At 47.0% G+C, this 26,147-nt stretch carries 25 protein-coding genes; 3 read left to right on the top strand and 22 right to left on the bottom strand.

The annotated features are described in order from the left end of the window. Positions 1-13 precede the first annotated feature (13 nt). Together MKY23_RS03255 and MKY23_RS03250 are read right to left on the bottom strand one after the other, a co-directional pair. Complete coding sequence (locus MKY23_RS03255) at positions 14-1,399, bottom strand: hypothetical protein (protein ID WP_339835189.1); 1,386 nt, start codon at positions 1,397-1,399, stop codon at positions 14-16. Between the two features lie 200 nt (positions 1,400-1,599). After that, the gene (locus tag MKY23_RS03250; protein ID WP_339835187.1) at positions 1,600-2,934 is read right to left on the bottom strand and encodes an MFS transporter; all 1,335 of its coding nucleotides are present in this window, start codon (positions 2,932-2,934) and stop codon (positions 1,600-1,602) included. 465 nt (positions 2,935-3,399) lie between these two features. On the opposite strand from MKY23_RS03250, the gene MKY23_RS03245 reads away from it, so the two are divergent. Next, positions 3,400-3,861 (top strand): MarR family transcriptional regulator, encoded by a 462-nt coding sequence (locus tag MKY23_RS03245; RefSeq protein WP_090924920.1) that lies wholly within the window; start codon positions 3,400-3,402, stop codon positions 3,859-3,861. Between the two features lie 103 nt (positions 3,862-3,964). On the opposite strand, the gene MKY23_RS03240 is transcribed toward MKY23_RS03245, so the two are convergent. From MKY23_RS03240 to MKY23_RS03225, 4 genes are all read right to left on the bottom strand, one after another. Continuing rightward, entirely contained in the window at positions 3,965-4,456 is a 492-nt protein-coding gene (locus tag MKY23_RS03240; RefSeq protein WP_339835184.1) for a hypothetical protein, read from the bottom strand. A gap of 159 nt (positions 4,457-4,615) precedes the next feature. After that, complete coding sequence (locus MKY23_RS03235) at positions 4,616-6,124, bottom strand: MDR family MFS transporter (protein WP_339839169.1); 1,509 nt, start codon at positions 6,122-6,124, stop codon at positions 4,616-4,618. Positions 6,125-6,416: 292 nt separating this feature from the next. Beyond that, positions 6,417-6,989 carry a GNAT family protein gene (locus tag MKY23_RS03230; RefSeq protein WP_339835182.1) on the bottom strand — a complete coding sequence of 191 codons (573 nt, stop codon included), beginning with the start codon at positions 6,987-6,989 and terminating at the stop codon, positions 6,417-6,419. Positions 6,990-7,220: 231 nt separating this feature from the next. Continuing rightward, the gene (locus MKY23_RS03225; RefSeq protein WP_339835180.1) at positions 7,221-7,517 is read right to left on the bottom strand and encodes a hypothetical protein; all 297 of its coding nucleotides are present in this window, start codon (positions 7,515-7,517) and stop codon (positions 7,221-7,223) included. Between the two features lie 187 nt (positions 7,518-7,704). Between MKY23_RS03225 and MKY23_RS03220 the strand changes: the two genes are divergently transcribed. Next, complete coding sequence (locus MKY23_RS03220) at positions 7,705-8,184, top strand: GAF domain-containing protein (RefSeq protein WP_154892181.1); 480 nt, start codon at positions 7,705-7,707, stop codon at positions 8,182-8,184. Positions 8,185-8,367: 183 nt separating this feature from the next. Here MKY23_RS03220 and MKY23_RS03215 read toward each other — a convergent pair whose 3' ends face one another. From MKY23_RS03215 to MKY23_RS03185, 7 genes are all read right to left on the bottom strand, one after another. Then, a complete protein-coding gene (locus MKY23_RS03215; protein WP_339835177.1) occupies positions 8,368-9,135 on the bottom strand; it encodes a TipAS antibiotic-recognition domain-containing protein in 768 nt (255 codons plus the stop codon). Positions 9,136-9,491: 356 nt separating this feature from the next. Further along, positions 9,492-10,916 carry an aldehyde dehydrogenase family protein gene (locus MKY23_RS03210; RefSeq protein WP_339835175.1) on the bottom strand — a complete coding sequence of 475 codons (1,425 nt, stop codon included), beginning with the start codon at positions 10,914-10,916 and terminating at the stop codon, positions 9,492-9,494. Between the two features lie 177 nt (positions 10,917-11,093). Then, positions 11,094-11,516, bottom strand: a complete 423-nt coding sequence (locus MKY23_RS03205; protein WP_261764711.1) for a universal stress protein — start codon at positions 11,514-11,516, stop codon at positions 11,094-11,096. A gap of 93 nt (positions 11,517-11,609) precedes the next feature. Further along, positions 11,610-12,830, bottom strand: a complete 1,221-nt coding sequence (locus tag MKY23_RS03200; protein ID WP_339835173.1) for an MFS transporter — start codon at positions 12,828-12,830, stop codon at positions 11,610-11,612. A gap of 253 nt (positions 12,831-13,083) precedes the next feature. Beyond that, positions 13,084-13,533: a MerR family transcriptional regulator gene (locus MKY23_RS03195; RefSeq protein ID WP_336121221.1), complete on the bottom strand. Its 450-nt coding sequence runs from the start codon at positions 13,531-13,533 to the stop codon at positions 13,084-13,086. 303 nt (positions 13,534-13,836) lie between these two features. Then, positions 13,837-14,193 carry an SdpI family protein gene (locus MKY23_RS03190; protein WP_251511690.1) on the bottom strand — a complete coding sequence of 119 codons (357 nt, stop codon included), beginning with the start codon at positions 14,191-14,193 and terminating at the stop codon, positions 13,837-13,839. 118 nt (positions 14,194-14,311) lie between these two features. After that, the gene (locus tag MKY23_RS03185; RefSeq protein ID WP_154960754.1) at positions 14,312-16,612 is read right to left on the bottom strand and encodes a heavy metal translocating P-type ATPase; all 2,301 of its coding nucleotides are present in this window, start codon (positions 16,610-16,612) and stop codon (positions 14,312-14,314) included. A 450-nt stretch (positions 16,613-17,062) separates the two neighbouring features. Between MKY23_RS03185 and MKY23_RS03180 the strand changes: the two genes are divergently transcribed. Then, positions 17,063-17,434 carry a metalloregulator ArsR/SmtB family transcription factor gene (locus MKY23_RS03180; RefSeq protein ID WP_090924908.1) on the top strand — a complete coding sequence of 124 codons (372 nt, stop codon included), beginning with the start codon at positions 17,063-17,065 and terminating at the stop codon, positions 17,432-17,434. Between the two features lie 97 nt (positions 17,435-17,531). Here the strand turns inward: MKY23_RS03180 and MKY23_RS03175 are convergent, their stop codons facing one another. The 9 genes from MKY23_RS03175 to MKY23_RS03135 form a co-directional block, all read right to left on the bottom strand. Further along, a complete protein-coding gene (locus tag MKY23_RS03175) occupies positions 17,532-18,707 on the bottom strand; it encodes an AI-2E family transporter (protein ID WP_090924907.1) in 1,176 nt (391 codons plus the stop codon). Positions 18,708-19,001: 294 nt separating this feature from the next. Beyond that, positions 19,002-20,027 carry an LLM class flavin-dependent oxidoreductase gene (locus MKY23_RS03170; RefSeq protein ID WP_154985855.1) on the bottom strand — a complete coding sequence of 342 codons (1,026 nt, stop codon included), beginning with the start codon at positions 20,025-20,027 and terminating at the stop codon, positions 19,002-19,004. A gap of 258 nt (positions 20,028-20,285) precedes the next feature. After that, positions 20,286-20,597, bottom strand: coding sequence for a helix-turn-helix transcriptional regulator (locus MKY23_RS03165; protein ID WP_123066816.1), 312 nt, complete (start codon positions 20,595-20,597; stop codon positions 20,286-20,288). 102 nt (positions 20,598-20,699) lie between these two features. Then, positions 20,700-21,281 carry an NAD(P)H-dependent oxidoreductase gene (locus MKY23_RS03160; protein WP_154985854.1) on the bottom strand — a complete coding sequence of 194 codons (582 nt, stop codon included), beginning with the start codon at positions 21,279-21,281 and terminating at the stop codon, positions 20,700-20,702. Positions 21,282-21,507: 226 nt separating this feature from the next. After that, the gene (locus MKY23_RS03155) at positions 21,508-21,930 is read right to left on the bottom strand and encodes a MarR family transcriptional regulator (protein WP_154960751.1); all 423 of its coding nucleotides are present in this window, start codon (positions 21,928-21,930) and stop codon (positions 21,508-21,510) included. A gap of 436 nt (positions 21,931-22,366) precedes the next feature. Beyond that, positions 22,367-23,044, bottom strand: a complete 678-nt coding sequence (locus MKY23_RS03150; protein ID WP_154960750.1) for an NAD(P)H-dependent oxidoreductase — start codon at positions 23,042-23,044, stop codon at positions 22,367-22,369. Positions 23,045-23,221: 177 nt separating this feature from the next. Further along, positions 23,222-24,616, bottom strand: a complete 1,395-nt coding sequence (locus tag MKY23_RS03145) for a hypothetical protein (RefSeq protein WP_154960749.1) — start codon at positions 24,614-24,616, stop codon at positions 23,222-23,224. Beyond that, positions 24,613-25,194, bottom strand: a complete 582-nt coding sequence (locus MKY23_RS03140) for an RNA polymerase sigma factor (RefSeq protein ID WP_154960748.1) — start codon at positions 25,192-25,194, stop codon at positions 24,613-24,615. Before MKY23_RS03140 ends, MKY23_RS03145 begins: the two co-directional genes overlap by 4 nt. A 161-nt stretch (positions 25,195-25,355) precedes the next feature. After that, positions 25,356-26,090: a class I SAM-dependent methyltransferase gene (locus tag MKY23_RS03135; protein WP_154960747.1), complete on the bottom strand. Its 735-nt coding sequence runs from the start codon at positions 26,088-26,090 to the stop codon at positions 25,356-25,358. Positions 26,091-26,147: the final 57 nt, after the last annotated feature.

Here is a 26,147-nt window from a genome sequence, read left to right as displayed (position 1 = left end):
ACGCCATTGTTGTTTATGAGAAAGAGGTATATTTCGGCGGTTGACCTGGTGGTGCTTGTGACCACTGGCTGAAACCATCCAAACGTTCCATGTCAAAAGCAAAACCATAACCCGGCATCATCGGACTTGTTAAAGCTAAAGGCAGTGCTGCAGCTGGAACGGATGCTCCGCCCCCTGTCACACCGGACGAACCGGAGCTTGTACCTGTAGAGGTACTCGTTGCAGCAGGAGCTATTGCCATAACAGACCAGTTGGCCGGTCGTTCAGTCCTTGGTTGCCAAGGTGCAGAGGCTTCATCCTGCTTTTCAGGTACTACCTGATCTATATTCAGATTCCTCTGATCCTGGTCCTCGGCTGTTGATCTGCCAAAGGATGTGTCCATTTGCAACCACTCATTATCCAGTACAGATACGTTTGCATTTGTCTTCTCAGCACGTTGGTTCAGACGATCCTGTTCCACAGGCACAGCCTGAGAAACAGGAGGTTCGTTGATTGAGTCCGGATTAATCTCACGATCAATCACCTGACCTGTAACCTGTATTTCATCTTGTGCCGTGTTCTGTCCACTCACCTTGCCCTGAGACGAAGGTGAATCCGTTGCTGTACTAGAAAATCGCTTCTCATCTCTAGGTGCTTGCACAGCAACAGGCTGCTCTGAAGTATTCTCGGGCTGCTCCGGTTTCACCACCGGAAGTTCAACCTTGCCTTTGCTAGGTTCAATTTCCGCGGTTACACCCGCAGCAGGTACATTTGCTTTCACGGTTGGAAGCTGTACCTTGCCTTCGCTCAGGTTTACACCTGATGCCCTGACATCGAGCGATGTAACTTCAGGAACGTCAACTTTCACGGAAGGCAGTTCAACCTTGCCTTGTTGCAAGTCTGTTTGTACAGCTGACGTCTCTGCTTTGATAACCTCAGGAACCTCGGCTTTAATTCCCGGCAAGGAAGCTGTTCCCTCCTGAAGATTCACCTGACCGCTGGACACATCTGCTCGAATGACAGGCGTATCTGCTTGTACAGATGGAAGATCCACCGTCCCTTGCTTCGCATCGATGCCAATCTGCGATGTTCCTGCCGATCCAAGCGGTGTATCGACCTTCAACTCAGATACACTTAGCTTGCCGGTAGATGCATTCGTTTGGATCGAAGGAACTTCTACATCGAGTAATGGTGTGGATAGAGATATCGATGGAGTCAGATCAAGACTGCCATCTGCATCGCGTGAAAAAAGGTTCAGTGACAATCCGCTGGACGATTTGCTTGAACCTGCCTGATTCTGAGCATCATCGGCATACGCATGCGATGAACCGATGCCCATAACCAACGTTCCAGCCAAAATGGCTAACGGAATGCTTGCCAGACGAGTGATCGATCTGGGTAATTTCCCTTTTAAGTTCAAGTTGCTTCACCCCCTTTCCGCACTAGCGTTGGTGGGACAAGGCATATGAGTTTTCCCCTAGGATTAATTAGAATACAGGGATTTCTGCCTGTTCCTCATTAAACATGAAGGCGTTTCCTCAAACGATTTTTCAGTAAAAATATTTTAAATTTAAAATAATTTCCTCCATCTGTTGGGGCGATTACCTCTCAAAAACCACCTTACGGCACCTCTCCGGTTGCCACGGATTTCGCCGGAAGAACTGCCTCCAGATCATCTCCACGCTTCGCTTTTGGCTTCAATAAATACAGTAAACCCAGCAGTGTCAACAGAATGCCTGAACTTACAAACGCAGGCACAACACCAAACGAAGTCACTAATAACCCGCCAGCCACAGGGCCGAGAATGTTGCTCGTTGTCATCACACTGCCTACGGTACCAAACACCCTGCCTGTCATTGGCTCAGGGGTCTGTTCTTGCAGCAGAATCTGAAAAGGCACGACTGCAAACCCGATACCCACACCCGCCAAGGCAAACAGCGAAATAAGAAGCAGCTGTGCGCCTATTCCTGCTGAAGGCCATACAACCACGACTAATCCGGCCGTTCCGATAACAAGACCTGTTACGGCGGTGCCTAGCCCCATTTTCAACCCGTGGCTCGCTGTTTTCCATTTCCGGACACTCATCGCCGCGATTAACGTTCCAACACCACTTGCGGCAACGCACCATCCAAGCAGATCACCCGAAATTCCAGGTAGTTGCCTGAACAAAACAACCGTTTGTGAATCGGCAAATTGCAGAAACAAAATCGCAGCTGCCAGCAAAAGAAGTGATGTTCCTACGCGAGGAAGTGAAGCTAGCATACGGATACCCTCAAGTGTTTCTTTCCAAAAGGATTTTTTGACTTGAGTCGATCCTGCTGTCTTTTCCTCTACTCCTGTTACGTCAGAATTCGTTCGTTGGATCACCCGATGTCCAGGAATCCACAATAAAATGAGGCCAGAAATCAGAAATGACGATGCATCCAGCACAAAACACCACGTAATCCCAAACCCGGCTACAAGTAATCCGCCCAGTGCCGGGCCGATAATTTTGGACATCTGTTCAATCACCGAGCTAATGGAAACCGCTTGAGCAAGCTGGTGATGCGGCACAATTTCTTTTAATTTGCCGTTCTTGGCGGGTGAGAACATGACATCAAATAGGGATTTAAGAATAAGCAAAACATAAATATGCCAAATCTGATCCGCAAAAATAAATGCACCTACGATGATAATTCGGGCAGCATCCGCTGTAATCATCATCCACTTTCGGTTCAGGCGATCTGCCAGAGCACCGGCAAACGGCCCTGTGAGTAGCATCGGCAGTGCCGCAGATAACATTACAAACGTGATCTCCCAAGGTGTTGCATTCCAGCGAAGCCCTACCAGTGTGAAAATAGCCAACAGATGCAGCCAGTCCCCCAAGTTAGATATCGCCTGAGATACCATCAATGTCATGAATGCACGGTTTTGTTTCAGTGCCCCTTGCCCTGCTAAATTGTGGTTTGTCGTCATTCCACTTCTCCTCCATCATTTTCCGAATATCTAATATGAAAATGATTATATAAAAGAGACTCGGGCAAAACCTCCTGCCCGAGTCGGAGATGATAGAACATCTACGGGATGATTTTTCATTCCCCTGGTATTCTGCACTCTAACCCATTTGGTTGCTCCAATCTAAAATATGTATTATAAATCGTGACAAATGATCAAATTTTAAATGCTAAAAATGCAAATCTTGTGACATATCGCATGTTTTTCGGCCAAATTGAGGTCTACAATGAATATATGACGATCCTCTGATTCGTCAATCGATATAATGATCCAACTCATATAAGTTGATCTGATCTTTTACTAAACGCATTGTATAAGTTTAACTATTATTTACGAGTAAATTAACCTTAGTTCAAACTTATACAGCAAAGAGAACCTTCATATATCACGTCAACTTATATAAATACACTGAAAGGCGGGATCAGCATGCTGGAATTACAAGAGATCGGGACAGAACGTTCACTTCATCTGTACCGCACCCTGGCTCATACGTTCAAAAGTGTGAATGAACACGCTGTATCTGGAAGTAAAGTACATGGTTTTAACCCGACTGCCTACGGAGTGCTCGAAGTGTTATACATGAAAGGAGCACAACCAATCCAGCAGGTAGGGGCTCAATTACTGTTGCAGAGCGGTAATGTCACCTATGTCATTGATAAATTGGAGCAAAAGGGGCTGCTGCGCCGCAAACATTGTCCTCAAGACCGACGCATTATTTTTGTTGAACTGACCGAAGAAGGTCAGCGTACGATGGATGACATCTATCCAGGATATGCGGTCAAGATTGATCGCGCAGTCAGCGGTCTAAGCGAAGAGGACAAAGAACTGCTATCCGAGCTTCTGGGCAGGCTGGCGCATGGTGCAGAAAGCCTGTCAGCGAGTAGCTAGAACCTTATGTACACCATATCCGAGCTAGACAACGAACCAGGCTTACGTTAGATAACTTAAAAGAGTTGTAGAGATGCAAAAACCGGATGGGCCTGACCAAGGCTCATCCGGTTTTTGCTTGTTTATTATTTTTCAGCCAATGAGACCCAGCCCTCAAAATATATTGCCAGCCCAGAAAGATCGGGATGAAGATAAACATCTGGCGGATTGCCCCCATGTAAAGAAACGTATCTTCCCGAAACACAAAAACAGAGAACAGAACACCGCTTGATCCTGCTAACAGAACATAACCAATCATGATGGAAACAACTTGCATCGCAACTCCCTTGAATCGTCGCGCTAAGGACAGAGTCACCGCATCTGTCAAAAGCGACAGCGGAAGAACAAGAAAAATGGCGATTGCTAGAGTAATCAGTATAGCTATAACTAATGAATACCATAGCGGATAATAGTACGTATCCTCCATTCGGTCGGCAACCGGTACATAGTTAATAAAAACCATAATGACAGAGATTGAAATACAAGTCAGCAATGCTGAGAAGATACGGGCAGGAAAAGAAACGGAATGCAGGGCTAGCCACTTCGGGTTGCTCAATTCACACCATCCTCCTTTTTCCAATTCATCATACCAAACCCATTGAAATATAAAAAGCAGCTAATGTTCAGCTGCTTTTTTAGGAGATCGCGATGATATGCTTCGATCCTTGAATCCCATTGTTTTGCGGTGCATTTATTCCTTCCCCCAGCATGTCCGTTACTTCTGCATGGCTTCCACTTGTGGCGGCGCATCAGCATCCTCGGGAACGATCAGCCGTTTGCGCAAAGCTAATGTAGTAACCCACGAAACAATCGCAATCACAAACATGATGACAAACAAGGAGTGCAGACTGCCTTCCAGCACATTGCGCAGCAGCGCCCACTTCTCGTCCGATAACGCAACATCCGTATGCGGTGCAAGCAGCTCATTCAGATCCTTTTCCGAAATACCTGACGCCGCCAAATTTTGTTCACTCGACAGTGCCGAGATGCGGAAGTTCAGCCACGTTCCGAATGCTGCTGCCCCAATCGTCTGGCCGAGTGTACGCATGAACGTATGTAGTGCTGTTGAGGAACCACGCTCTTTATACCCCACAGAAGACTGTGCAATGATGGTGAAGATCGTAAAGGCGAAACCAAACCCGAGCCCATAAATAAAGGTCAAAATGAACAGCACGACCTGCGGAGAAGTCCCGCCAACCAAGAACAACCCGCCCGAGCCAACGGCGATTCCGGTAAGTCCAATTAATGTGGTCAACCGTGATCCGATCTTGAGCAGCAGCCTTCCTGCCAGCACGCTGCCAATCAGCCAACCCACGGACATGGGTGCGAGCAACAACCCGGACTCCGTTGCATTACCTCCGCGAACCCCTTGCACCCAGAGAGGCAAATAACTGGTTAAGCCGATCATCAAGGTGCTGGTCAGCAGGCCGGCGATATTCGCCACCCGGATGTCCCGGATACGGAACAGATGGAGTGGAACCATCGGGGCCTGGGCTCTTTTTTCCACCACAAAAAACAAGATGATAAACAGCACGGCAACGATGCTCAGTGCCACAATCAATGGAGAACTCCATGCGTAATACTGCCCACCCGCCGATAAAACAAAGAGCAAGGCTGTAATACCAACGGTGAAGGTCAGCGCTCCCATATAATCAATTTTGGCCGTGCGTGGTGAGATGTCCTCCTTCAAATAACGGAATACAAACCACATGGCAAGCAAGCCAAACGGTACATTAAATCCGAAGATCCACTGCCAGCCGAGGTTGTCCACGAAATAACCGCCGAGCAATGGGCCAACGAGAGATGAAATGCCCCATACCGAGCTGATCCAGCCCTGGATTTTGCCACGTTCCTCAATGCGGTAAATATCCCCGATAATCGTAAAGGTAACCGGCACGACAGCACCTGCGCCAATCCCCTGAATGGCACGGTAGATGATCAGTTGCTCCATATTCTGCGAAAGACAGCATAAAAGTGATCCCAGCAAAAATAAGGCACAGCCGATAAGAAAAACGGGTTTACGTCCATATATGTCACTGATTTTGCCAAAAATCGGGGTACTGACTGCCATGGTGAGCAGGTATGCGGTAAAAATCCAGCTGAGCAGCTGCACGCTCCCCAATTCGCTGACAATCGTTGGACCCGCCGGACCGATCACCGTGCCTTCAATCGCGGACAGAAATGTTGCCAGCAACAAACCCGCCAGAATGAAACTGCGCTTCAAACCTCCTGTTGTATTCACACAAACCCTTCTCTCTTTTTTCTCTTTAACCATTAGAAGATATTATTTACATGCCCACTGCGAGCCAGAACAATCTTTCGATCGTTGTTACCCCCAGATTTTTTTGATCTTATTTTGTTTAAAAGGGGGAATCCGGTGGTAAGCCTATGCTTCCGATGTAGCTTTCGTGCCGAAAGCTTTCAGACGAACGCTTCGCTTCTCCAGCTTTGTTCTGTTTCTTCGTTAATGTGTAATCTCAAAATAAATTAAGTATCTTTTCCTACCTTCCTTGCCACTACCTTCTCTTGTTGCGAAGGAACTCATCATATAATAGCGAGTACATCACCATGTCCTTGTATCCCGTAGACGTATGCTGTACCTGGCGAAGCAGGCCCTCGCGTGTAAATCCCTGGCTTGTCAGGAACGTTCCCGAAGCTGCGTTACGCGGGTCCACAAGTGCTTCAATCCGGTTCAATCCCATGGTCTCATAACCAAAGGGTAGCAGTGCCGTGAATGCCTCGGACATATACCCGTAACGCCAGTACTCACGGCCAAGCTCATATCCGATCTCACCACGAAATGCACCTTCCAGCTGCCATGTGTTAAATCCGCAGCTGCCGATAAGTTTGCCGGTAGCCTTTAATTCGATGCCCCACCGAATGGCATCCTCTTCCCCTGCCATATGATTCAGCAGCCCGATCATATCGGCCGCCTCGCTTGTCCCAATCATGGGCGCGAGATTCATATACCGCGTTACTTCCCGGTCTGACCAGTGTACGAACATCTGGGCCGCATCCTTGCGGCGCATTTTGCGCAAACGAAGCCGCGCAGTCTCAAGCTCCGGGATTCTTCCTTTACATTTATACATTACCTGACACTCCGATCCGATCTTTCTTGCAGACCATAAGATTCATTAGCCATCTAACCATAACCTGCACCAATTGGCAACTGTTCACTCCTCAGATCATATCAAAAAACCGGGCGCATCTGCTCCCGGTCTTGATGTACCTATGAATCCACCAGCACAGGTTGTCCTGTTCTATGCCGAGAATCAATCTTTATTTGCTCAGTTGCTCGCAAAACTTGATCTGCAACAGTTTTACGCCGGAGAGGCCTTCTTGCTGTCGGGCAACAATTCTTCGCTCACCCGACCAAGCACAGCAACAATTTCCTTATACTCCTCAATGCCTGTCCCGGTAAGGCTCCACTGATCTCCGTGGGCAGTCAGGAAGTTCTCTTGCGTCAGGTGTTCAAGCTCCTGCTTGATCTCACGTTCACCCACGCGATATCCTCGCTCTTCTAACAAAGGCAACGTGTCGCTTACGTTTAAATCCTGATTTTGGGCAAAATATAGAAGATGAATTCGTACGAATAGATTCTGTACTTCTGCATGCATAAGCTAAGCTCCTTCCCGGGTTGTAGCCCTTCTTGGTTGCTAAGTAATTACCCCGCGAAAGAAGCGAAGAAACAGGCGCATAATCGAGGTACTGTCATCTCTTTCCAAAATCATTCCGCTTGACTAACCGCATCTACTGCACTATCTTGAAAATAAGTACCATTTTTGCTCGGGAGGGTGATTCACCATGTTTCAAGCTGTTTCCTATGAAGGAACACGAAGCGAGCAGCACACCGCCGTCCTGGGACAGTTAAGTGCTCTGATCCGCGATGAACCTAGTGCGATTGCCAATCTGGCTAACGCTGCTGCGCTGCTCAATGTATTTCTAACCGACACCAACTGGGTCGGATTCTATCTGTATGATGGAAAAGAACTGGTCCTCGGACCGTTTCAGGGATTGCCTGCTTGCATCCGTATTCCACTTGGACGCGGGGTATGCGGCACATCTGCTGCGGAGAGACGCACACTCGTTGTTGATGATGTGCATGCTTTTCCAGGCCATATCGCCTGTGATGCTGCATCCAACAGTGAGATCGTTGTTCCGATCATCAAAGACGGACAATTATATGGCGTACTCGATATCGACAGCCCGATCAAAAACCGTTTTGACGATGAGGATCGTATCTTCCTGGAAAAAGCGGTTAGCTTGCTCGTCGAGCAACTGTAAGCCGTCCGATTCATCTCCAATTCATGTGAACGAGAGGACTCTGTCCTCACCCGGTGATATCCATATGTACGAACAAAAAGCGCAGCCCTCCCGGAGGTCTGCGCTTTTTGTTGTTATGTTCTTACGAATGCTCTTACCAATGTTCTTACCAATCATCTTGCCCGCCCATGTTACTTTATGCATTCAGGATAGATCCTGTGACGCTTTGATGATCATTCCCTCTCGCAGAAATTCTGCCAGTCTTGGATGATAACCGTCATACATGTTCCGAAAATCTCGGTGCTCCACGTACAGATTGGCCAAATCCCGATAAATCTCAGCCGTAGGTGTGTAATATCCTTTGATCCATTCAAGGTGTCTTCCAATAATCTCCTGCACAGCCGGATTGCCCGGTTCAAGCCCATGCTCCAGCGCCTGTTTCAGATCCAGATGAATCTGATCGATTCTGGTCTGTGAGTCCAAAAAATCCTCTTTGGATTTCAACTCGATCTTCTCCGCTTTCGATTCACGTGACGGCAGGGTCTCAGGTAAGTGCTGTGTTTGACCTGCTTCTGGCAATCTGGCATGACGCGTATTATGTTCGAAGCCATGGTAGAGTTCGTGCTCCTCTATCGTCTCTTCCCCTTGCAGATAAGAAACCGTTCGATCCAGCGTTTGGATCAAACCGTGCAGGCGAAGTGCTTCCTCCAAAATTCGGATACGATGTTGCCGCATGACACGGATGATCTCCACAGGCTCTTCCTTAAGCATAGAGCCGATCTCTTCCTCCGCTACTCCTGCTTCCTTGCAGAACAGAATCTGCTGCAGCGTCAGCAACTCTTTTTTTTCATAATAAATATCCTCATCCAGTCCACGAAAGGCAGGGGACAATAACCCCAGCTCCGCATAATGACTTAACTCACTCAGGCTCACACCTGACATACCCGATACATCCGTCATAGAATACGCCATATGAATTCACCTCCTACCTGTTATGCGTGCTCTGTGTGTTCACCCGCCGTATTGCTTCCGATATATTTAAAAAGATACAAAAGAATTGAAAACGCAGTTGAAAATGCGTGCACCCATGCCCTATGAAATTCAACGGGTTCAGACAGTTGCTTGCAGGATGTTACCTATTTTATACCCTTCTCACCCATTGTGAACCTATAGTCAGTGCAGAAAAATGATCGTTTTTTTTCAGGAAATTTTAAGCGGATATCGATCGTTTGTGATATAAAATTACAAGCAAAAATCCTGCACCATGAGATGGATACAGGATCTTCGAAAATTTCATATAATCGGTTTATTACAAGCGATGAACTCACTTAATTTTTGTTAAACATGACAAACTTCAATTCCGTCATTTCTTCCGTTGCATATTTCACACCTTCACGCCCGATGCCACTTTGCTTCACACCGCCATACGGCATATGATCTACCCGGAATGTCGGGATATCATTAATCATTACACCGCCCGCTTCAATGTCATCCACAGCTCGAAGTGCCGTTTGAATGTCATTCGTGAATACCCCAGCTTGAAGTCCATACATAGAGTCGTTAACATGCTGAATGCCTTCTTCTACGGAATCAACCGTGTTAATCACAACAATCGGTGCAAACACTTCCTGACAAGAAACCTTTGCATCGCGTGGCACATTCGCAAGCACGGTTGGACGCAATACGCCTCCTTCAGCCTCACCACCTGCGACCACGGTTGCCCCTGCCTGTTTCGCTTCTTCAATCCAGTCCAGAGTACGTTGTACATCCTTAGATGTAATGAGTGCTGATACGACCGTATCCTCGTTCAGCGGATCACCGATCACAACCTGTTCAGCAGCTTCGGCAAAGCGCTTAATAAATGGCTCGGCAATCGACTGATGCACATAGATGCGCTGTAACGAAATGCATACCTGGCCCTGATATGTGAAAGCTCCCGTAACGCTGCGCGGGATGACCTTGTCGAGATCCGCATCTTTGTCTACAATGACAGCCGCATTGGAACCCAGCTCCAGCGTAACACGTTTCAGTCCTGCGTTGCTGCGGATATTTGTTCCTACGGCCGGGCTACCTGTGAAGGTAAGATAAGCTACATCCGGATGGCTCACAAGTACATCGCCAATGGTTTTACCATCACCGCTCACCACATTCAGTGCTCCGTCTGGCAACCCTGCCTCTTGGAGCAGGTTTGCGATGTAATAGGCAGACAGCGGAGTCTGTTCCGCAGGTTTAAGCACGATGGTATTTCCAGCAGCCAGTGCGGGTCCAACCTTGTGAGCAACCAGATTCATCGGAAAATTGAACGGTGTAATGGCCCCAATCACCCCCAGCGGCTGCCGCATCGTATAACCAATACGACCTTCGCCGCCTTTTGCCGCATCCATCGGAACGGTCTCTCCAGTCAAACGTTTTGCCTCTTCGGCAGCAAACCGATAGGTCTCGATCGTACGATCAATCTCGCCTCTTGCCGCCGTGATCGGCTTTGCCGCCTCTAATGCAACGATGCGGGCTGCCTCTTCTTTACGTTCCTCCAGCATGGCCGACAGCTTGTACAGCAAGTCTGCACGCTGATGTGCAGGCATTTGGCGCATCGCTTTACGTGCCTTCACAGCCGCCGCAATGGCGGCTTCAGTCTCCTCCGCCGAGGCCGAAGCCACTTCTGCCAGCGTTTCCTCGGAATAAGGTGCTCGAAGTGTTGTATAGTGTACCGATTCGGTATACTTACCGCCGATAAACAGATGTTGTTTTTTCATAAACGCATCCTCCGTTCCCGTTCATTCGATTCACGAATAACTACCATCCTTACATAACTCTACTCTAGTTATACACCATTTCGCCCTCTTCCACCCAGTTGACGAAACGATATAAGTTACTCGGTACTGGTTGTTGGTAGGGCTGTGTGGTGGATGATCTTTAGAAAAATCGTTGCTTTATTTCACCGTCAGTACCGGACATTCGGCATGCTTCAGCACACCATGGCTGACACTGCCGACTACAATCTCTGCCAGCACACTTTTCCCCCCGGTGCCTATCACAATCAGGTCACATTTCCGCTCACTTGCCATCCGGCAGATTTCTGTCACAGGATCACCTGCAACGAGCAATGTCTCGTAGGCGACACCACGACCAACCATTTGTTCAATCACTGGCTCCATAATGTGCTTTCCCTCTTCAGCGATGCGTTCCTCTAAATCAACGCCAAGCGCTGGTTCGTTAATTGAAATGGAAGGATTCACGTGCAAGATGGCCAGACTGACAGGATGTTTCATCTCTTCAGCCAGCATCAGAGCCTGTTCCAGCGCCTTTTTCGCATGATCCGATTCATCTACAGCGACCAATATTCGTTTTAGCATACCCATATCCTCCAGTCTGTTCATCGGTCCTCAACGTCTACATCTATCCACTCGTTGCGCTCGTACTAATTTCCTGTAGCCATAAACCAACTCTTAATGAGCTGTGATGGACGCATCAATATCCCGCAGGTGACGACGACGCATCAACAATACAGCAACACCGATCAGCACCATTAGCGCACCGAAGTAAAACGGAGTTTCTGGCAAAAACCATTCTGACAATTTACCCGCAAGCCACGGGGCTAGTGCACCGCCCATAAACCGCACAAAACTGTACGCCGCAGAGGCTACGGAGCGCTCCACTGGATCGGCTTCCATCACAGCCGTGGTGATCAACGTATTGTTTATTCCAAGGAAGATACCTGCTACGATCACCGCAACAATAACCGTCACCGATGAGCCCATTACCGTACCCACAGCCATAACCAGCAAGTCCAGCGCAAACAACGTGAGCATGACACTCATGGAAGGCACGGAGCCAAATCGGCGCTGCAGCTTCGGTGCCACAAAGACGGACGTAATCGCCAGCATCAATCCCCATCCGAAGAAAACATACCCAAGGCCGTGTTCGTCCAGTTTCATGACATAAGGGGAGTACGCCATCAACGTAAAGAATCCAAAGTTATATAAAAAGGCGGTTATCGCCAACGTTTTCAGTGAAGGGTACCCGAGTGCTTTGAACGGATCGGATAACGTGCTGCGTGTTTTCGGTTTAGCCATTTTGGGCAACATAAACATGATGCTGATAAACGCAATTGCCATCAGTACAGCTACTCCGTAGAACGGGCCGCGCCAAGAGATCGAACCCAGTTCCCCGCCAAGTAGCGGACCAACGGCAATCCCTAGACCCAGTGCTGCTTCGTATAAAATAATAGCCTTGGCTGTCCCTGACGTGGACAAGCCAACAATAGCTGACAACGCGGTGGCGATGAACAAGGCATTCCCGAGTCCCCAGCCCCCGCGATAACCAACCAGCGCTCCGACCGTGTCCGATGTACCGCCAAGGAACGAAAATACAATAATCAGCAATATACCGCTGAGCAGTGTCCATTTCACACCAATTCGGCTGGAAACCACACCCGTAATCAGCATGGCGATCCCCGTTACCGCGTTATAGCTGGTAAATAGCAAGGACACTTGGCTTTTGGACGCGTGTAGCTGATCCGCAATGGCTGGCAGAATCGGGTCAACTAAGCCCAGGCCCATAAACGAGATGATACAGGCGAAGGCTACAGCCCAGACTGCTCGTGGTTGGGACAGCAGACCTCCACGGGATGAGGGCAATTCGTCAGGTAGTGATGGTTCTCTTTTCATAGGTCATTCCTCCGATGTAATGTGTAATGTTGAGACGGTGAAAATAATTAAGAACAATTGATTAGTTGTATTTTCATGAGTTTTCTTGTTTTTTTCAGAAAACGAGTTGCAAAAACAGCACAAGGACACCGGAAATCCCGGTGTATTGCATTCATCCATACTGCTCTGCACTCCCACATAAAGACTTGCAAAAGCTCCCTATGCGTATCTTTTCACTTCGGCTACTTGTTGCCTTCTCTGTTGGCTACTCGTCTTAATCTTCGTTTCTCTCACGAGCGTTGGCTTGCAACGTCTGTATGCCCGTTCTAACGCGCCCACGAAGCTCCTCCAGCTCCTGTTGTACAGCATGAATGCTCTGAAGCTTCTGCTCCAGCAACTGCAACTGACCATCCAATGTGGCTTCCATCCGGGTGAGCTTTTCGATCCGCTCTTTCACCTCAGTGGTCTGCTGATAGTCGAAACGTTGCTCGTTCAGCACATCTGTCGTAGCTACATAGGCATGAAGTTCTTGTAACGAAAAGCCAAGCACTTCTTTGGCTCGAACCACTTTTTTCAAATAGTCGATGTCATCCTGTGAATATAGCCTCGTTCCGCCGTCTGTCCGCTGAGGTGAAGGCATCACACCAATCTCTTCGTAATATCGAATGGTACGCTTCGTCAGTCCGCAGGCTTTGGCGACATCATCAATTTTGAACAAACTCATTGGCTTCACCTCTCTTATATGTCATTTATGTTATGTACATAATTATATATAAAACTAACGTTAACGTCAACGTTAGATTTTAGTTTTGAATTTAACCGTTAAAATTATTCATGAAATGATAGATAACATCGACCATTCCATTCCGTATTTGAAACAGAAGCAGAAAATAAAGACAAAAAAAGACCCGCATCCGCGGATCTCGGTGATAATACAGGTCATTAAGCATGTTGCTCTGCATGTACTTACTGACATTACTTGTTCTGACCTTGTCTTATCTTACTTTCCTTACTCATCTCACTTCTCTTATTTCTCTTGCTTGTCCTGTTCCTGCTGTGCCCTTTGCATTTGCTTCAAACGGCCTTCCACCCGGGTAAACAGCCTGATGGTATAGAAACCAACAGCGACTAGACTCAGTACCAACGCACGCACATCCGTAAGCCAGAAACCAATCACACCAAAAGCGGTAATAATAACTCCAAATTGCATCATCAGTGCCGAGCTGTACCGCTGCGCTTCTTCCCACAGCGCCCGGTCGCTCATTGCCCGTGGTGTACGATACCCATATATTCCGTTAATTTGTTTTGGCGGCTTCTTATACACCATCAATCCCAAAATGAAATAACATACTCCGCATATAATCCCCACGAATGCTCCTGCCAAAATACTCGCTCCTTCTTTTCACTTTAGCTCTCAGGCCAATTCGGTTCACAGTCTGCCATAAATAAAGTAAAACGGCTCTACGTATATACGCAGAGCCGTGATGTACGTTTCAAACTATTTAAACGTCCTTAATTCGTAGAACCCGCATCGCATTCAGTACCGCAAGCACCGTCACACCCACATCGGAGAAAACAGCTTCCCACATGGTAGCGATCCCGAATACACCCAGCAACAGAAAGATTGCTTTGACTCCCAGCGCAAATCCGATATTCTGCCAGACAATGCGGCGTGTACGCTTCGCAATACGGATGGCACTGGCGATTCTGGACGGTTCATCCGTCATGATCACCACATCCGCTGCTTCAATTGCTGCATCCGATCCGAGTCCGCCCATGGCAATACCAACATCGGCGCGTGCCAGCACGGGTGTATCGTTAATCCCGTCACCAACAAAGATCATTTTTTCCTTCGGTAATTTGTTTTGTTCCAGTTGTTCCAGTCGTTCGACTTTATCCTGCGGTAGAAGTTCGGCATGAACCTCATCCACGCCAAGCTGGCGTGCAACTGCCTCGCCTACCGCTTTGGCATCGCCCGTCAGCATGACCGTTTTGTGTATGCCGAGCTGCTTGAGCGCCTGAATCGCAGATGCTGCATCTTCCTTCACTTCGTCCGCAATAATGAGGTGTCCGACATACTCTCCGGCTTCAGCTACATGCACAACCGTTCCTACCGTTTGCGGCTTCGTATACATGATCCCTGCCTGCTCCATCAACTTCGCGTTGCCTGCGAGCACTTCCTGACCGTTCACCTTCACTTTGATCCCATGTCCGGCTACTTCGTCATATCCATCTACACCTTGCGAGGGAATATCTTTTGCCCAAGCGGCACGAATGGATTCTGCAATCGGATGATTGGAGTTCGCTTCGGCAATCGCGGCCAGCTTCATCAGTTCCTCTTCTGTACGCGTACCTTCAGGATGAACAGACGTGACTTTGAAAACACCTTTGGTTAATGTGCCCGTTTTGTCGAACACTACCACTTTAACATCATTTAGAGCTTCCAGGTAATTACTTCCTTTGACCAGAATGCCGTTACGCGAAGCTGCACCAATCCCACCAAAGAAACCAAGCGGAATCGATACAACAAGTGCACAAGGACATGAAATAACGAGGAACACCAGCGCGCGATAGATCCAGTCTGCGAACGTTGCACCGCTGAGTAGCAGTGGCGGAACGAAGGCAATCAGAGCAGCGAGAATGACCACAACAGGTGTGTAATACCGGGCAAATTTGCTGATAAAATGCTCCGTTTTCGCCTTGCGGCTGCTGGCATTCTGCACCATATCGAGGATTTTGGATACGGTGGATTCACCAAAGGTTTTGGTGACCTCTATGGTTAACATGCCGTTTTTGTTAACAAATCCGCTGAGTACATCACTTCCAGACTCCAGTTCCCGTGGAACAGATTCCCCCGTCAACGCGGATGTGTCTACCATGGAGCGGCCTGCCTTTACGATACCGTCGAGGGGCACACGCTCACCGGCTTTAACCACAATCCGGTCGCCAATGCGAACCTCTTCCGGGGAGACACGCCGGGTCTCTTCCCCTGCACCTGTGAGAACATTCGCATAGTCCGGGCGAATATCCATCAGGGACTGAATCGACTTGCGTGAGCGATTCACTGCCATGCCCTGGAACAGCTCTCCGAGCTGATAGAACAGCATGACCGCGACACCCTCAGGATACTCTCCGATGGCAAACGCACCTAGCGTGGCAACCGTCATCAGGAAGTACTCATCAAACACCTGACCGCGAATGATGTTTTTGAATGCCTGTAGCACGATATCGCCACCAGCGATGAGATAAGCCACTACGTATAGCGCAAGCTGTGCCCAGCCATCGAGCGGTGACCAGATCGCTGCGGCCAGCAACACAGACCCCGTAGCAAGGCGGGCTAGTAACGTTTTGGTCTGTCCGGCACCATGCTCATGTGAATGCCCTGCATGAGCGTCACTGCCTTCGGTGTGATTATGCGTATGGCTGTGATCATGTCCATGACTGTGTCCATGATCATGAGTATGTCCATGTGAATGTTCATGTGAATGAGCATGGCTCTGATGTTGATGCTTATGCGTGCCACCCGCTTGGCTTACGTTCGTGTGGGCAAGACTACCCGACCCTTTTTCCGAGATACGAATATGTGGCTCCAGCCGCAACACCTTGCGCCTCACTTCCTCCACTACCTGCTCATCCGTATCGGAGTTGGTGTACATGGATAACGTTTTGGTTACAAAATTAACGGAGCATTCATTAATGCCCTTAATTTTACTCACACCATTTTCAATCTTCAGTGCACAGTTGGCACAATCCAGTCCGTCAAGCAGCAGTTCCCTTTTCACCTGTTCCTGTTCGGTTCCCATGTGAATTCTCCCCTTTGCAGTCCGAAAAAAGTTGAACTAAAGGTATTACACGAGCACTACGATGACAGAATAACCTTCCAATCGCTGTTATCCCCAAATTTCTTTTATCCCTTTCATCCTCAGAGGGAAATTTGGTGATAAGTGTAGGCTTCCGATGTAGCTTTCTTTTCAGAAAGCTTTCAGGCGAACGCTCCGCTTTTCCAGGTTTTTTCTGTCCTCTCCGTTTTTGTGTAAAAAATAGTTCATCTTTTTTTATATAATCTTGTATTCAATAATATATGAGCAATCATTCATATGTTCAATTAACACTATTATATGCATGCCCAAACCGGAGTGTCAACACAAGGTGTTGATTTTGGATACAGAATATGCAAATAGTAATCATTTCGCTTTAGGCGTTTTTTGGATATAATAGAGCTATCAAGTTGTTAAACATAGGCGGTGATAGGAATGGAACAACCGGTTAAAGCTCCACATGATTGCGATGATGCCTGCTTAGGTACGGAAGCCGATGTGCAAACCATTCGCACCTCACTTATAGATCGGGAGACCTCTTCCGAGATGGCGGATTGGTTCAAAGCATTTAGTGATCCAACACGTCTACGTATTATTGATGCACTGTTACAGAAAGAATTATGTGTACATGATCTGACGGTATTGCTCGACATGGGTCAGTCAGCCATCTCCCACCAGCTGCGCTCTCTCCGCAACATGCGGATTGTGAAGCGTCGCAAGGAAGGTAAGACCGTTTTTTATTCTTTGGATGATGCTCACATTGAGCAGATTTTCCTGCAAACGCTCCAGCATATCAAACACGGCTAGGCTACTGCCAGCCTGTTCAAACCAACAGAAACCCCCGTCACTCGGCCTTATGCCGATGGACGGGGGTTTCTGTTATGTAAGGGAACCGTTTTAATAGTTACAGCAAACGGTTATTGTTCGGATCATAAAGGCCCGACTTATCTTTGAACATGTTGAATATATGTGACACCACCACTTTAAGTACCGCGTATCCCGGAACCGCAAGCAGGATGCCGACTACCCCGAACAAGTTCCCTGAAGTCAGAATGACAAAGATGATGGTGATCGGATGAATTTTGAGTGTTTTACCCATAATCTGCGGCGAGATAAGTTTACCTTCAATCAGCTGTACAATGGTCCACACGGCAATCATTTTCAGCAACATCACTGGCGAAGTCACCAGAGCAACAATCAAAGCCGGAGTAATGGCAATTGCTGGCCCCAGATAAGGAACAACACTCGTGAAGGAAGCAATGATTGCAAGAATCAGAGCATAATCCAAACCAATGACCATGTACCCGATGTAAAGCAACACACCGATACAGAAGCTGACGATAATCTGTCCACGGATGAATGAGCTGATCTGGTGGTTGATATCATGCAACACATGCATGGCACCGGTACGACTTTTGATTGGCAAAAAAGACAAAATCTTGTCCGGCAACTTCTTGCCGTCTTTGAGAAGATAGAACAAGATGAATGGCACGGTTACGATAGATAACACGGTCTCGGTAAATGCACCAAGGAACCCGCCAAGCTTCGTCCAGGTAGAATTGAGGATCTCGGTAGCTTTCGTGGAAATCGTGCCCCACCAGTCCTGCCAGTTCATGTTGATCGTATCTTGCACCTGGCTGAACAGCTTATTGCCTGTCAATTCCTCGAATTGTTCCCTTACGTTTTCACTGTAAGTAGGGAAATTGGCGATCAGCCCCATAATCTGATTACGTAGCACAGGAATAACTGCCAGCACCACAATAGTCAAGATGCCACCAATGGCAAGATAGAGAATCAGTATCCCCCAGCCTCGCTTGATTTTCCATCGTTCCATCACGTCCACAAGTGGATTGAGCAGATAATAAAGGATACCCGACAGAATAATAGGCAGAAGAATTGTTTTGAGTAACACCGCTAGCGGATGGAACACAAAGGATACCTTGGTCAGCACCATAATGTTCAGTCCTACCAATAGCAGAACTAACAGAAACAGCACAAATTTGTTGTTCAGAAAAAATCGTTTGAATCGCTCAGGCCACACCCGAGTTTGTACCTCAGGTTGTTGCTCAGGTTGCTCCATAGGCTTGTCGTCCTCTCTTATGTATCTTTCTTCCGTTATAATCACCTTCTGCCTGACGGGTACAATTAACTGTTGTACAAGCCAACATATGTATAATACTCCCGATTTATACGTATGAGCCCGTTGACCGTTTCAAATTCGGCAAGTAAAGTCATTTTACCCCAAAATGCACAACCTGCCCCACACCGGCCAATTGAAAAATCTCCCATACAAAAAAACGATCCACCTCTGCTTGGAGGCGAACCGTCTCTCTCTGATCCGATGCTATTCACATTCTTCTGTCATATAAAACCTTTATACGTTTCCCGCAAGCTGTGCGATCAACTCATACGAGTGCAGACGTGCTTGATGATCATAGATCATCGAGGTAATAATCAGTTCATCTGCCTGCGTCTGGCGAATAAAGGACTCCAGCTGTCCCTGCACTTTCTCCGGTGAACCGTTCACTGCAGCTTTCAGTGTTTGAGCTACAGTAGCCTGTTCGCGATCTGTCCATTTTCCATCCATCACAGCTGGCGGCTGTACAAGCCCTGTTGTGCCGCGGATGATGTTCAGGAACTGTTGTTGCATCGTCGTTCCCAGCCACGCAGCCTCTTCATCGGTATCTGCCACCACGGCATTCACCCCTACGATGACATAAGGCTCCTTCAGACTCTCCGACGGCTGGAAGCTATTGCGGTAGGTATCCAGAGCAATTCGGGTATAATCTGGTGAGAAGTGGCTGGCAAAAGCAAACGGCAATCCCAGCTGGCCTGCCAATCGTGCGCTGAAATCACTGGAGCCCAGCAGGTAAATCGGGATGTTCAGCCCTTCGCCGGGCACTGCGCGTACGGGTGCATGATAGGACGTTGCCGATGCATCAAAGTATGCACGCAGTTCTGCCAGCAGCTCAGGGAAATCTTCTCCGCTGTTCAGATCTTTGCGTAGCGCAACAGATGTACGGCGATCACTTCCGGGTGCACGGCCCAGACCCAGATCAATGCGTCCAGGATACAGGGATTCAAGCGTACCAAACTGCTCTGCAATGACAAGTGGTGCATGGTTCGGCAGCATAATGCCACCAGAACCTACACGAATGGACTTCGTTCCACCCGCCAAGTGTCCGATTACAACCGAGGTTGCAGACGAAGCGATGCCTGGCATGTTGTGATGCTCAGCCACCCAGTAGCGATGATATCCCCAACGCTCGGCATGTTGTGCCAGCTCCAGACTGTTGCGAAGTGCAATTGCAGGGGTTGATCCCACGACAACGGGAGCAAGGTCAAGCACGGAAAGTTTGACGTCAGTGATATGTTCTTTATGTTGATGTTCAATACTCATTAAAGTTCATACTCCTCTGTGATTATATTTTTGTATATCCAGATATATAGATATAAATAAACAAAATTTTGCTTAAAAATGAAACATAACTCTTATGTTTCGAAGGCTGATTCTTTTCATACATGTAGCGAATAGCGAAGAAAGGCGGGAGTCCATGTCATACACACCACGTGTTCTTACAACCTCTAGCCGTTCACATCCGGACGGAATCTCCTGCTTGCTGCGTATTGCATCTTAGGTTCCGTTCCGGCATCCGGCTTATAACTCATGTTGTACGTACTCGGCAAAAGCCTGTATCGTTTCTTCATTGCGTCGATAGTACGTCCATTGTCCTCTGCGCTCCGATAACAACAACCCTGCCTTGAGCATCGTCAACAAATAGCTGGAGATTACAGACTGTGCCAGTCCAGCCTTCAATTGAATCGTGCCAACACAGATCCCACTCTTACCACCATCCGGATGCTGGGATAGCTCGAGGGGAGAGAAGTGCTGCTCCGGGTTTTTCAGCCACAACAGGATCTGTCTGCGTGTCTCATTAGATAGTGCTTTGAAAATGAGTATAGGTTCCATGGGTCGATTATACCCCCTTTTTGACCTTTTGCCAAACCCCATAAACTAACAAACCGACTCATCAAGAGTCGGCTTGGCAATTCACATCTGATCAATTCCATGTTAGAAACGTGTTGTTACCGTCTGTTTCACTTCATCCAGCATTGCTTGATATGCAGCATCATCCAGATAACCAATACCACCGAAGAGCAGATGGCCTACCGGCTCGATTCCTACAAAATCAAAAATCCCTGTGTCGGAAGTCAGCTGGAGCGCATCCGTCATACCGATCTGGTCATACACGTCCTTCGGCGTTCCGTGTGTACTGATCATAACACCTTTTTTACCCGTTAACAGTTTCTCGATTCCTGCCGCTCCAGATGCATAAGCAAATCCGTAAGCAAACACCCGGTCAACGTATCCTTTCAGAATCGCTGGAAGCCCCGTCCACCAGATTGGATAGATAAACGTAATAGCTTCTGCCTCTGTCACATATTTCTGCTCCGCTACGATATCTTGGGGAGTCTGTCCTGCACGCATTGCAGCTGTATCCGCCTCAGTCAGTACAGGCTGAAATCCGAGTTGATACAGATCACGCACAACGACCTCATGCCCCTCTGTTTCCAGAGCAGTTACGGCTGTAGTCAAAATGGCTTTATTGAAGCTGTCTGTATGTGGATGAGCGTATACGATAAGATGTTTCATGCTTTAATTCCTCCTCAATTGGGTTCAACATATTTTAATTTCGCCTTGTTACTAAAAATTTCAGCTAAACATTTCAGCTATCAAAAGCCTTTCATATACATAGATATCTATGTATATGAGCAAAAAAACTTCTGCTCCTAACCTTTAAGCAAGCTCCTCATACATCTTTATTGCATTGTATAGAGATCAGCATATAAAGTTAGAAACAGACAGGGCATGCCGACAGTTAAAAGCGTCTGACAATCATAGACAATAAGTTCTCCAACTGCTCCGACTGTTCTTCAGAGAGATCTGCGTAGATCATCTGGTTAATCTGATCCGACACTTCGCGGAAGATCGGCTCAAGCTGCTTCCCTTTGTCCGTAAGACGAATCATGGTCACTCGGCTATCCTCAGCGCTCTTACTGCGTTCGACATAACCCAGCTTCTCCAATTTGTTAACGAGCACCGTTACTGTAGGTTGCGTACGCTGAACACGTTCAGCCAGCATTTTGATCGACAATGTCTCTTCCCGGTACAGAAACATTAGGACATCTCCATGAGAAGGCACAATACCTGTTACCTCATGCTGTTCCAATTCATGAACAATTCGTTTGTTCACATGATCTCTGATTCGTGCAATCATTGCAAAAGCGTTGTGTTTTAACATAAATGTATTATACATAGATATCTATGTATTTTCAACTCCTCATTTTTAGACTATATAAGTTAAACTAAAGATTTTACACGGCCCACTCCGATGACAGAATAACCTTCCAATCGCTGTTATCCCCAGATTTTTTGGATTCCCTTTTCCAAAGGGGAAAATCCGGTGATAAAGGCGAAGCGTCTGCTTCCGATGCTAGCTTTCTTTCAGAAAGCTTTTAGCTCAGCTTTTTCAGGTTTTTTCTGTCCTCTCCGTTATTTTGTAAAAGAATAGTTCAACTTATATACAAATTCATAATTCCAAACAAAGTGACACAGCCCTTGTACTCTCATACCTTGAAGGTATGGGAGTACAAGGGCCGTACATCGTTACAACAGTTTAGTTCACAGAAGATTAGTTTGCACAACAAGAGCCGTTACTTTCGTTCTTTACCTTATCGTTATTTAATCCAGTGTGTAATTTGCTCAATAGACTGACGTGATTTCTCCCGATGAGGCTCTTCTGCACGATAACCGAAGGCCGCCATCACTGACACATCCCATGCGCCGTTCTCTAACAGTCCTGCATCTTCCAGAATACGATGCACCTCTGCATAATTGTATCCTTCGATCGGACAAGAATCGATGCCAATCTGAGCCGCTGCAGTCATCATATTGCCAAGGGCAATGTATGTCTGTTTAGATGCCCAGTCGAATAATGTTTTCGCGTTTTGAAGCAGACCTTGATTGTTCTGAAATTTACCGTAAGCTTCACTTGTCAGCTTGAATACATCATCGGGCATGCCCTGGACCTCTTTCAGCATGTACGCTGCATAAGGAGAGCTGTAGCTGGCATCCGTGCGAGCCAAGATCACAATGAAGTGACTGGCTGTGGCTAGCTGCCGCTGTGCACCGGACGACACCTCGGACAAGCGCTGACGGAACTCGGGATTTTGTACAATGAGAAACTTCCAGGGTTCGAATCCAATGGAACTTGGAGACAAACGACCTGTTTCAAGGATGAAAGCGAAGTCTTCTTCTGTAATTTTGCGTGACGCGTCAAATAGCTTTGTTGCATGACGAAACTTAAATGCCTGCAAAATCTCTTCTTTTTTCTTTGTCTTTACAGTAACATCCACTCTTCTCCACGTCCTTTGTTTTATACATTATATGCTGAACCTGCATAGCTATAGATTTCGTTTGCTGTTTATGGCTCAGGTATCAGTTTAGATGTTATGCTCCAGATTGAAAAGTACGTACCTTATTGTACCCTGGTTCCTAAAAGTAAGGATAGCTTACATTACTAAATTGCGTAATTACTTAAAATACTTAATTAAAATCTTGCGTTCTACCTTAGTGATCATTGTGATACGCCCATCTTCTTCGTACCGAACCTCAAAAGCATCTTTTGCATCGCGCTCAAATGTAACTGTATCTATTTTTTCAGCATCTCGATGGACCCTGTAGTCGTCAAGATCTACATTGAAAATATTTTTCACAAATGGTCCAACCCGCTCTCTAAGAAGATTCTCATCCATATTTAATAACTGATCCTGGTAAGCCTCCATCTGTTCCGGACTGTTTATTTGGGGATAACCATAATCATTTGAATCTCCCACCATATATCTCGATCCGTTTTTGGCTTCTGTTATTTTCACAAAATAATTATCACTAAATGAGAAAAAAGTTGAATCTTCACCAATTTCATCATCTTTAATTCGACTAGCATCTTCTAGGTTAAAGTTAGCTTTACCTGAGAACACCTCAATCGCCCTTTTCGCCTTTGCCACTTCAGTTTGGGATATCTGATCTGCTCTTAACTCACCTGTAATGGATATCGCTTGATCCTGCCGCCAGATAATTTCTCCGTAACTATCACCCTCGCGTAAATCTACTACAGTGTAGCTCGTTGGCTCCGTTTTTCCTTGTTGCATTCCCACGGATCTTCTAACTTTCACAGGTTGAAGTGTCGGTATCATACCCATGCCCTCCAGAAGTGAAGGAATCTGTCGTGTATATCGATGTTCCAGCTTACTCGGCTGCATCTCGGCTCTCATCTGCACTTCACGAAGGTTACCCGTCTTGGCGTCCAGCCAGATTTGGGCGTAACCTGCTCCTTTCTCCTGACCTGCTTCGACGTATATTCTGCCAGACACAGGCAGATCTTGTACTTTGGTAATGCGTAGCTGTTTGCCCAGATCATCTCTCATCGTCATCGCAACATTCTTTTTCATCTGATCGGTAAGGATATCGACATTCAGGTGATCTGTAAACAACAGAGCAGAAGCTGGATTGATCTGTTCCATCAACGGTTTCGCGAGTTGCCCGTCGTGCCAATTCCACATAAATAGCCCGCCTGCGATAACCAATGCACTCAACCCTGCAACGAGAATGCCTCTACGACTTTTTCTATGACGTTGATGTCTTGGGCCAAATTTAGTGGCTGCAGCTTGATCTTTAACTTGAACTTTATCTTTAACTGCATTTGTGTCTGTATCTGTGTATTCTCTTAATGAATTGGAGAGGCAATTAGAGCGTTCCAATGACGACTCCACAGGGCTCATTTCACTCATTTCCTCTTCCTTACTGCTTACCGTTCGTATCCGCTGCACCTGCTGTAGCACCTTACGCTTGTGATCTTCAGTAAAAGGAGACGTTGCAAACGGCCCTTTACGGATTTCCTTTTCCCATTGATCATCCTCATGTTTCATTCGCTTCTCTCCTCCCACTGCTTTCGAACCTTATCCTTAGCCCGGGATAGCCGTGATTTCACGGTTCCTTGGCTAATTCGTAACATATCTGCGATCTCCACTGTTGTAAGTTCATACCTCAGATGCAACAGAAGAATCTCCCGAAACTTCTCCGGTAGTGCCAGCACGATATCCCAAATTTCATTGATATGTACTTTACGAATCACTTCTATCTCGGCAGATGGATAAGCTGATCGTTCTCGCATCGTTTTTCTTGATCCGAATTGATCTCCTTGATCTGACTCTAACGACAACGTTTCTCCCCATAAGCTGCTTCGGAAAAACCTCGACTTTCGGTATGTAAACGTTGTGTTCCTCGTAATTGTTAGAAGCCATGTTTTGATCGAGCAATCTCCCCGATAGTTCGCGATTCCTGTGTATGCCCGGACAAACACTTCCTGTGACAAATCATCTGCTTGCTCCGTATTTCTAGTTAAAAAATAAATATAATTCCACACATCATTGCCGTAATCGTGCATCAGGCTGGCAAGTGTGTCATTGTTGATGGTCTGGGCCTCTGCCAGAAACGAATAGTCCAACGAATGTTCACCTCACTTAATACGACTAAACGGAATGTCATCCGGTTCCCTAATTTACACAATATTCTTTATATTTTAGCAAAAAAATAAAAAACAGCATGTCCAGATACACTGAACACGCCATCGTAAAACGTTGAATAATGTACATATAAGATTCATCATTATTTCTTCATTGCTACAATCATCAGAAACAGCGGTCTTCGATTCTCATCAGACATCCCTGGGACCTGCTCCATCATCTCCAAAGAAGGTTTGGATTCTGCCACTTGTTGAATGATGAACCCCGCACCAATCAATTCATTCAGATGTGTAGCCATCGTCCGATGATACTTCACCACATCATGATCCAAAAAGTTTGCGATCCGCTGTCCTTGCTCATGATAATGATCCACAGGCCAATGCAGTTTCTCCCCTTGAGCATCATAATGCCAATCTTGCTCCGCACGAGCGGTGAATATCGGATGTTCAACAGACAGAATGAACGTTCCACCTGTGACTAGACAATGATTGATTTTACGATACACGTCATGCAAATGTTTAATGTAATGCAGAGCAAGCGAGCTAATAACCACATCGAACTGATTCTGGTCAAAATGAATATCTTCGATGGCCGTCTGCCGATACTCAATCTGTAGATCATTCGTCAGCTCATGCGCACGCCGCAGCATATTTTCGGATAAGTCTACACCGATGACAGAACTCGCCTGTTGTTCACGCGCATATCGGCAATGCCAGCCAAAACCGCAACCCAAATCAAGTACTCGCTTATCCTTTAAATCGGGTAATAAGGTTTGTAATTCATGCCATTCCCCAGCTGCATCTAACCCTTCAACGGAGCGAGCCATCTTACTATAATTCTGAAAAAATGCCTTATCATCGTATTTATTTTGTTTCATGTGATCTTACCTCCCTCCCCGGTCTTCTCTCATACTCTATCCAAATAAACGGTATGA

Source organism: Paenibacillus sp. FSL R7-0272 (assembly GCF_037969905.1).
Taxonomy (GTDB): Bacteria; Bacillota; Bacilli; order Paenibacillales; family Paenibacillaceae; genus Paenibacillus; species Paenibacillus polysaccharolyticus.
The sequence above is the reverse complement of the archived record's forward strand: the minus strand, read 5'-3'. Positions and strand labels throughout refer to the sequence as shown.

What these genes read in the sequence shown, in the direction of transcription:
- MKY23_RS03250 (WP_339835187.1), bottom strand. Translation starts at nt 2,934, where the DNA reads ATGACGACAAACCACAATTTAGCAGGGCAAGGGGCACTGAAACAAAAC.
- MKY23_RS03245 (WP_090924920.1), top strand. Translation starts at nt 3,400, where the DNA reads ATGCTGGAATTACAAGAGATCGGGACAGAACGTTCACTTCATCTGTAC.
- MKY23_RS03230 (WP_339835182.1), bottom strand. Translation starts at nt 6,989, where the DNA reads ATGTATAAATGTAAAGGAAGAATCCCGGAGCTTGAGACTGCGCGGCTT.
- MKY23_RS03225 (WP_339835180.1), bottom strand. Translation starts at nt 7,517, where the DNA reads ATGCATGCAGAAGTACAGAATCTATTCGTACGAATTCATCTTCTATAT.
- MKY23_RS03220 (WP_154892181.1), top strand. Translation starts at nt 7,705, where the DNA reads ATGTTTCAAGCTGTTTCCTATGAAGGAACACGAAGCGAGCAGCACACC.
- MKY23_RS03215 (WP_339835177.1), bottom strand. Translation starts at nt 9,135, where the DNA reads ATGGCGTATTCTATGACGGATGTATCGGGTATGTCAGGTGTGAGCCTG.
- MKY23_RS03210 (WP_339835175.1), bottom strand. Translation starts at nt 10,916, where the DNA reads ATGAAAAAACAACATCTGTTTATCGGCGGTAAGTATACCGAATCGGTA.
- MKY23_RS03205 (WP_261764711.1), bottom strand. Translation starts at nt 11,516, where the DNA reads ATGCTAAAACGAATATTGGTCGCTGTAGATGAATCGGATCATGCGAAA.
- MKY23_RS03200 (WP_339835173.1), bottom strand. Translation starts at nt 12,830, where the DNA reads ATGAAAAGAGAACCATCACTACCTGACGAATTGCCCTCATCCCGTGGA.
- MKY23_RS03195 (WP_336121221.1), bottom strand. Translation starts at nt 13,533, where the DNA reads ATGAGTTTGTTCAAAATTGATGATGTCGCCAAAGCCTGCGGACTGACG.
- MKY23_RS03185 (WP_154960754.1), bottom strand. Translation starts at nt 16,612, where the DNA reads ATGGGAACCGAACAGGAACAGGTGAAAAGGGAACTGCTGCTTGACGGA.
- MKY23_RS03180 (WP_090924908.1), top strand. Translation starts at nt 17,063, where the DNA reads ATGGAACAACCGGTTAAAGCTCCACATGATTGCGATGATGCCTGCTTA.
- MKY23_RS03175 (WP_090924907.1), bottom strand. Translation starts at nt 18,707, where the DNA reads ATGGAGCAACCTGAGCAACAACCTGAGGTACAAACTCGGGTGTGGCCT.
- MKY23_RS03170 (WP_154985855.1), bottom strand. Translation starts at nt 20,027, where the DNA reads ATGAGTATTGAACATCAACATAAAGAACATATCACTGACGTCAAACTT.
- MKY23_RS03165 (WP_123066816.1), bottom strand. Translation starts at nt 20,597, where the DNA reads ATGGAACCTATACTCATTTTCAAAGCACTATCTAATGAGACACGCAGA.
- MKY23_RS03160 (WP_154985854.1), bottom strand. Translation starts at nt 21,281, where the DNA reads ATGAAACATCTTATCGTATACGCTCATCCACATACAGACAGCTTCAAT.
- MKY23_RS03155 (WP_154960751.1), bottom strand. Translation starts at nt 21,930, where the DNA reads ATGTTAAAACACAACGCTTTTGCAATGATTGCACGAATCAGAGATCAT.
- MKY23_RS03145 (WP_154960749.1), bottom strand. Translation starts at nt 24,616, where the DNA reads ATGAAACATGAGGATGATCAATGGGAAAAGGAAATCCGTAAAGGGCCG.
- MKY23_RS03135 (WP_154960747.1), bottom strand. Translation starts at nt 26,090, where the DNA reads ATGAAACAAAATAAATACGATGATAAGGCATTTTTTCAGAATTATAGT.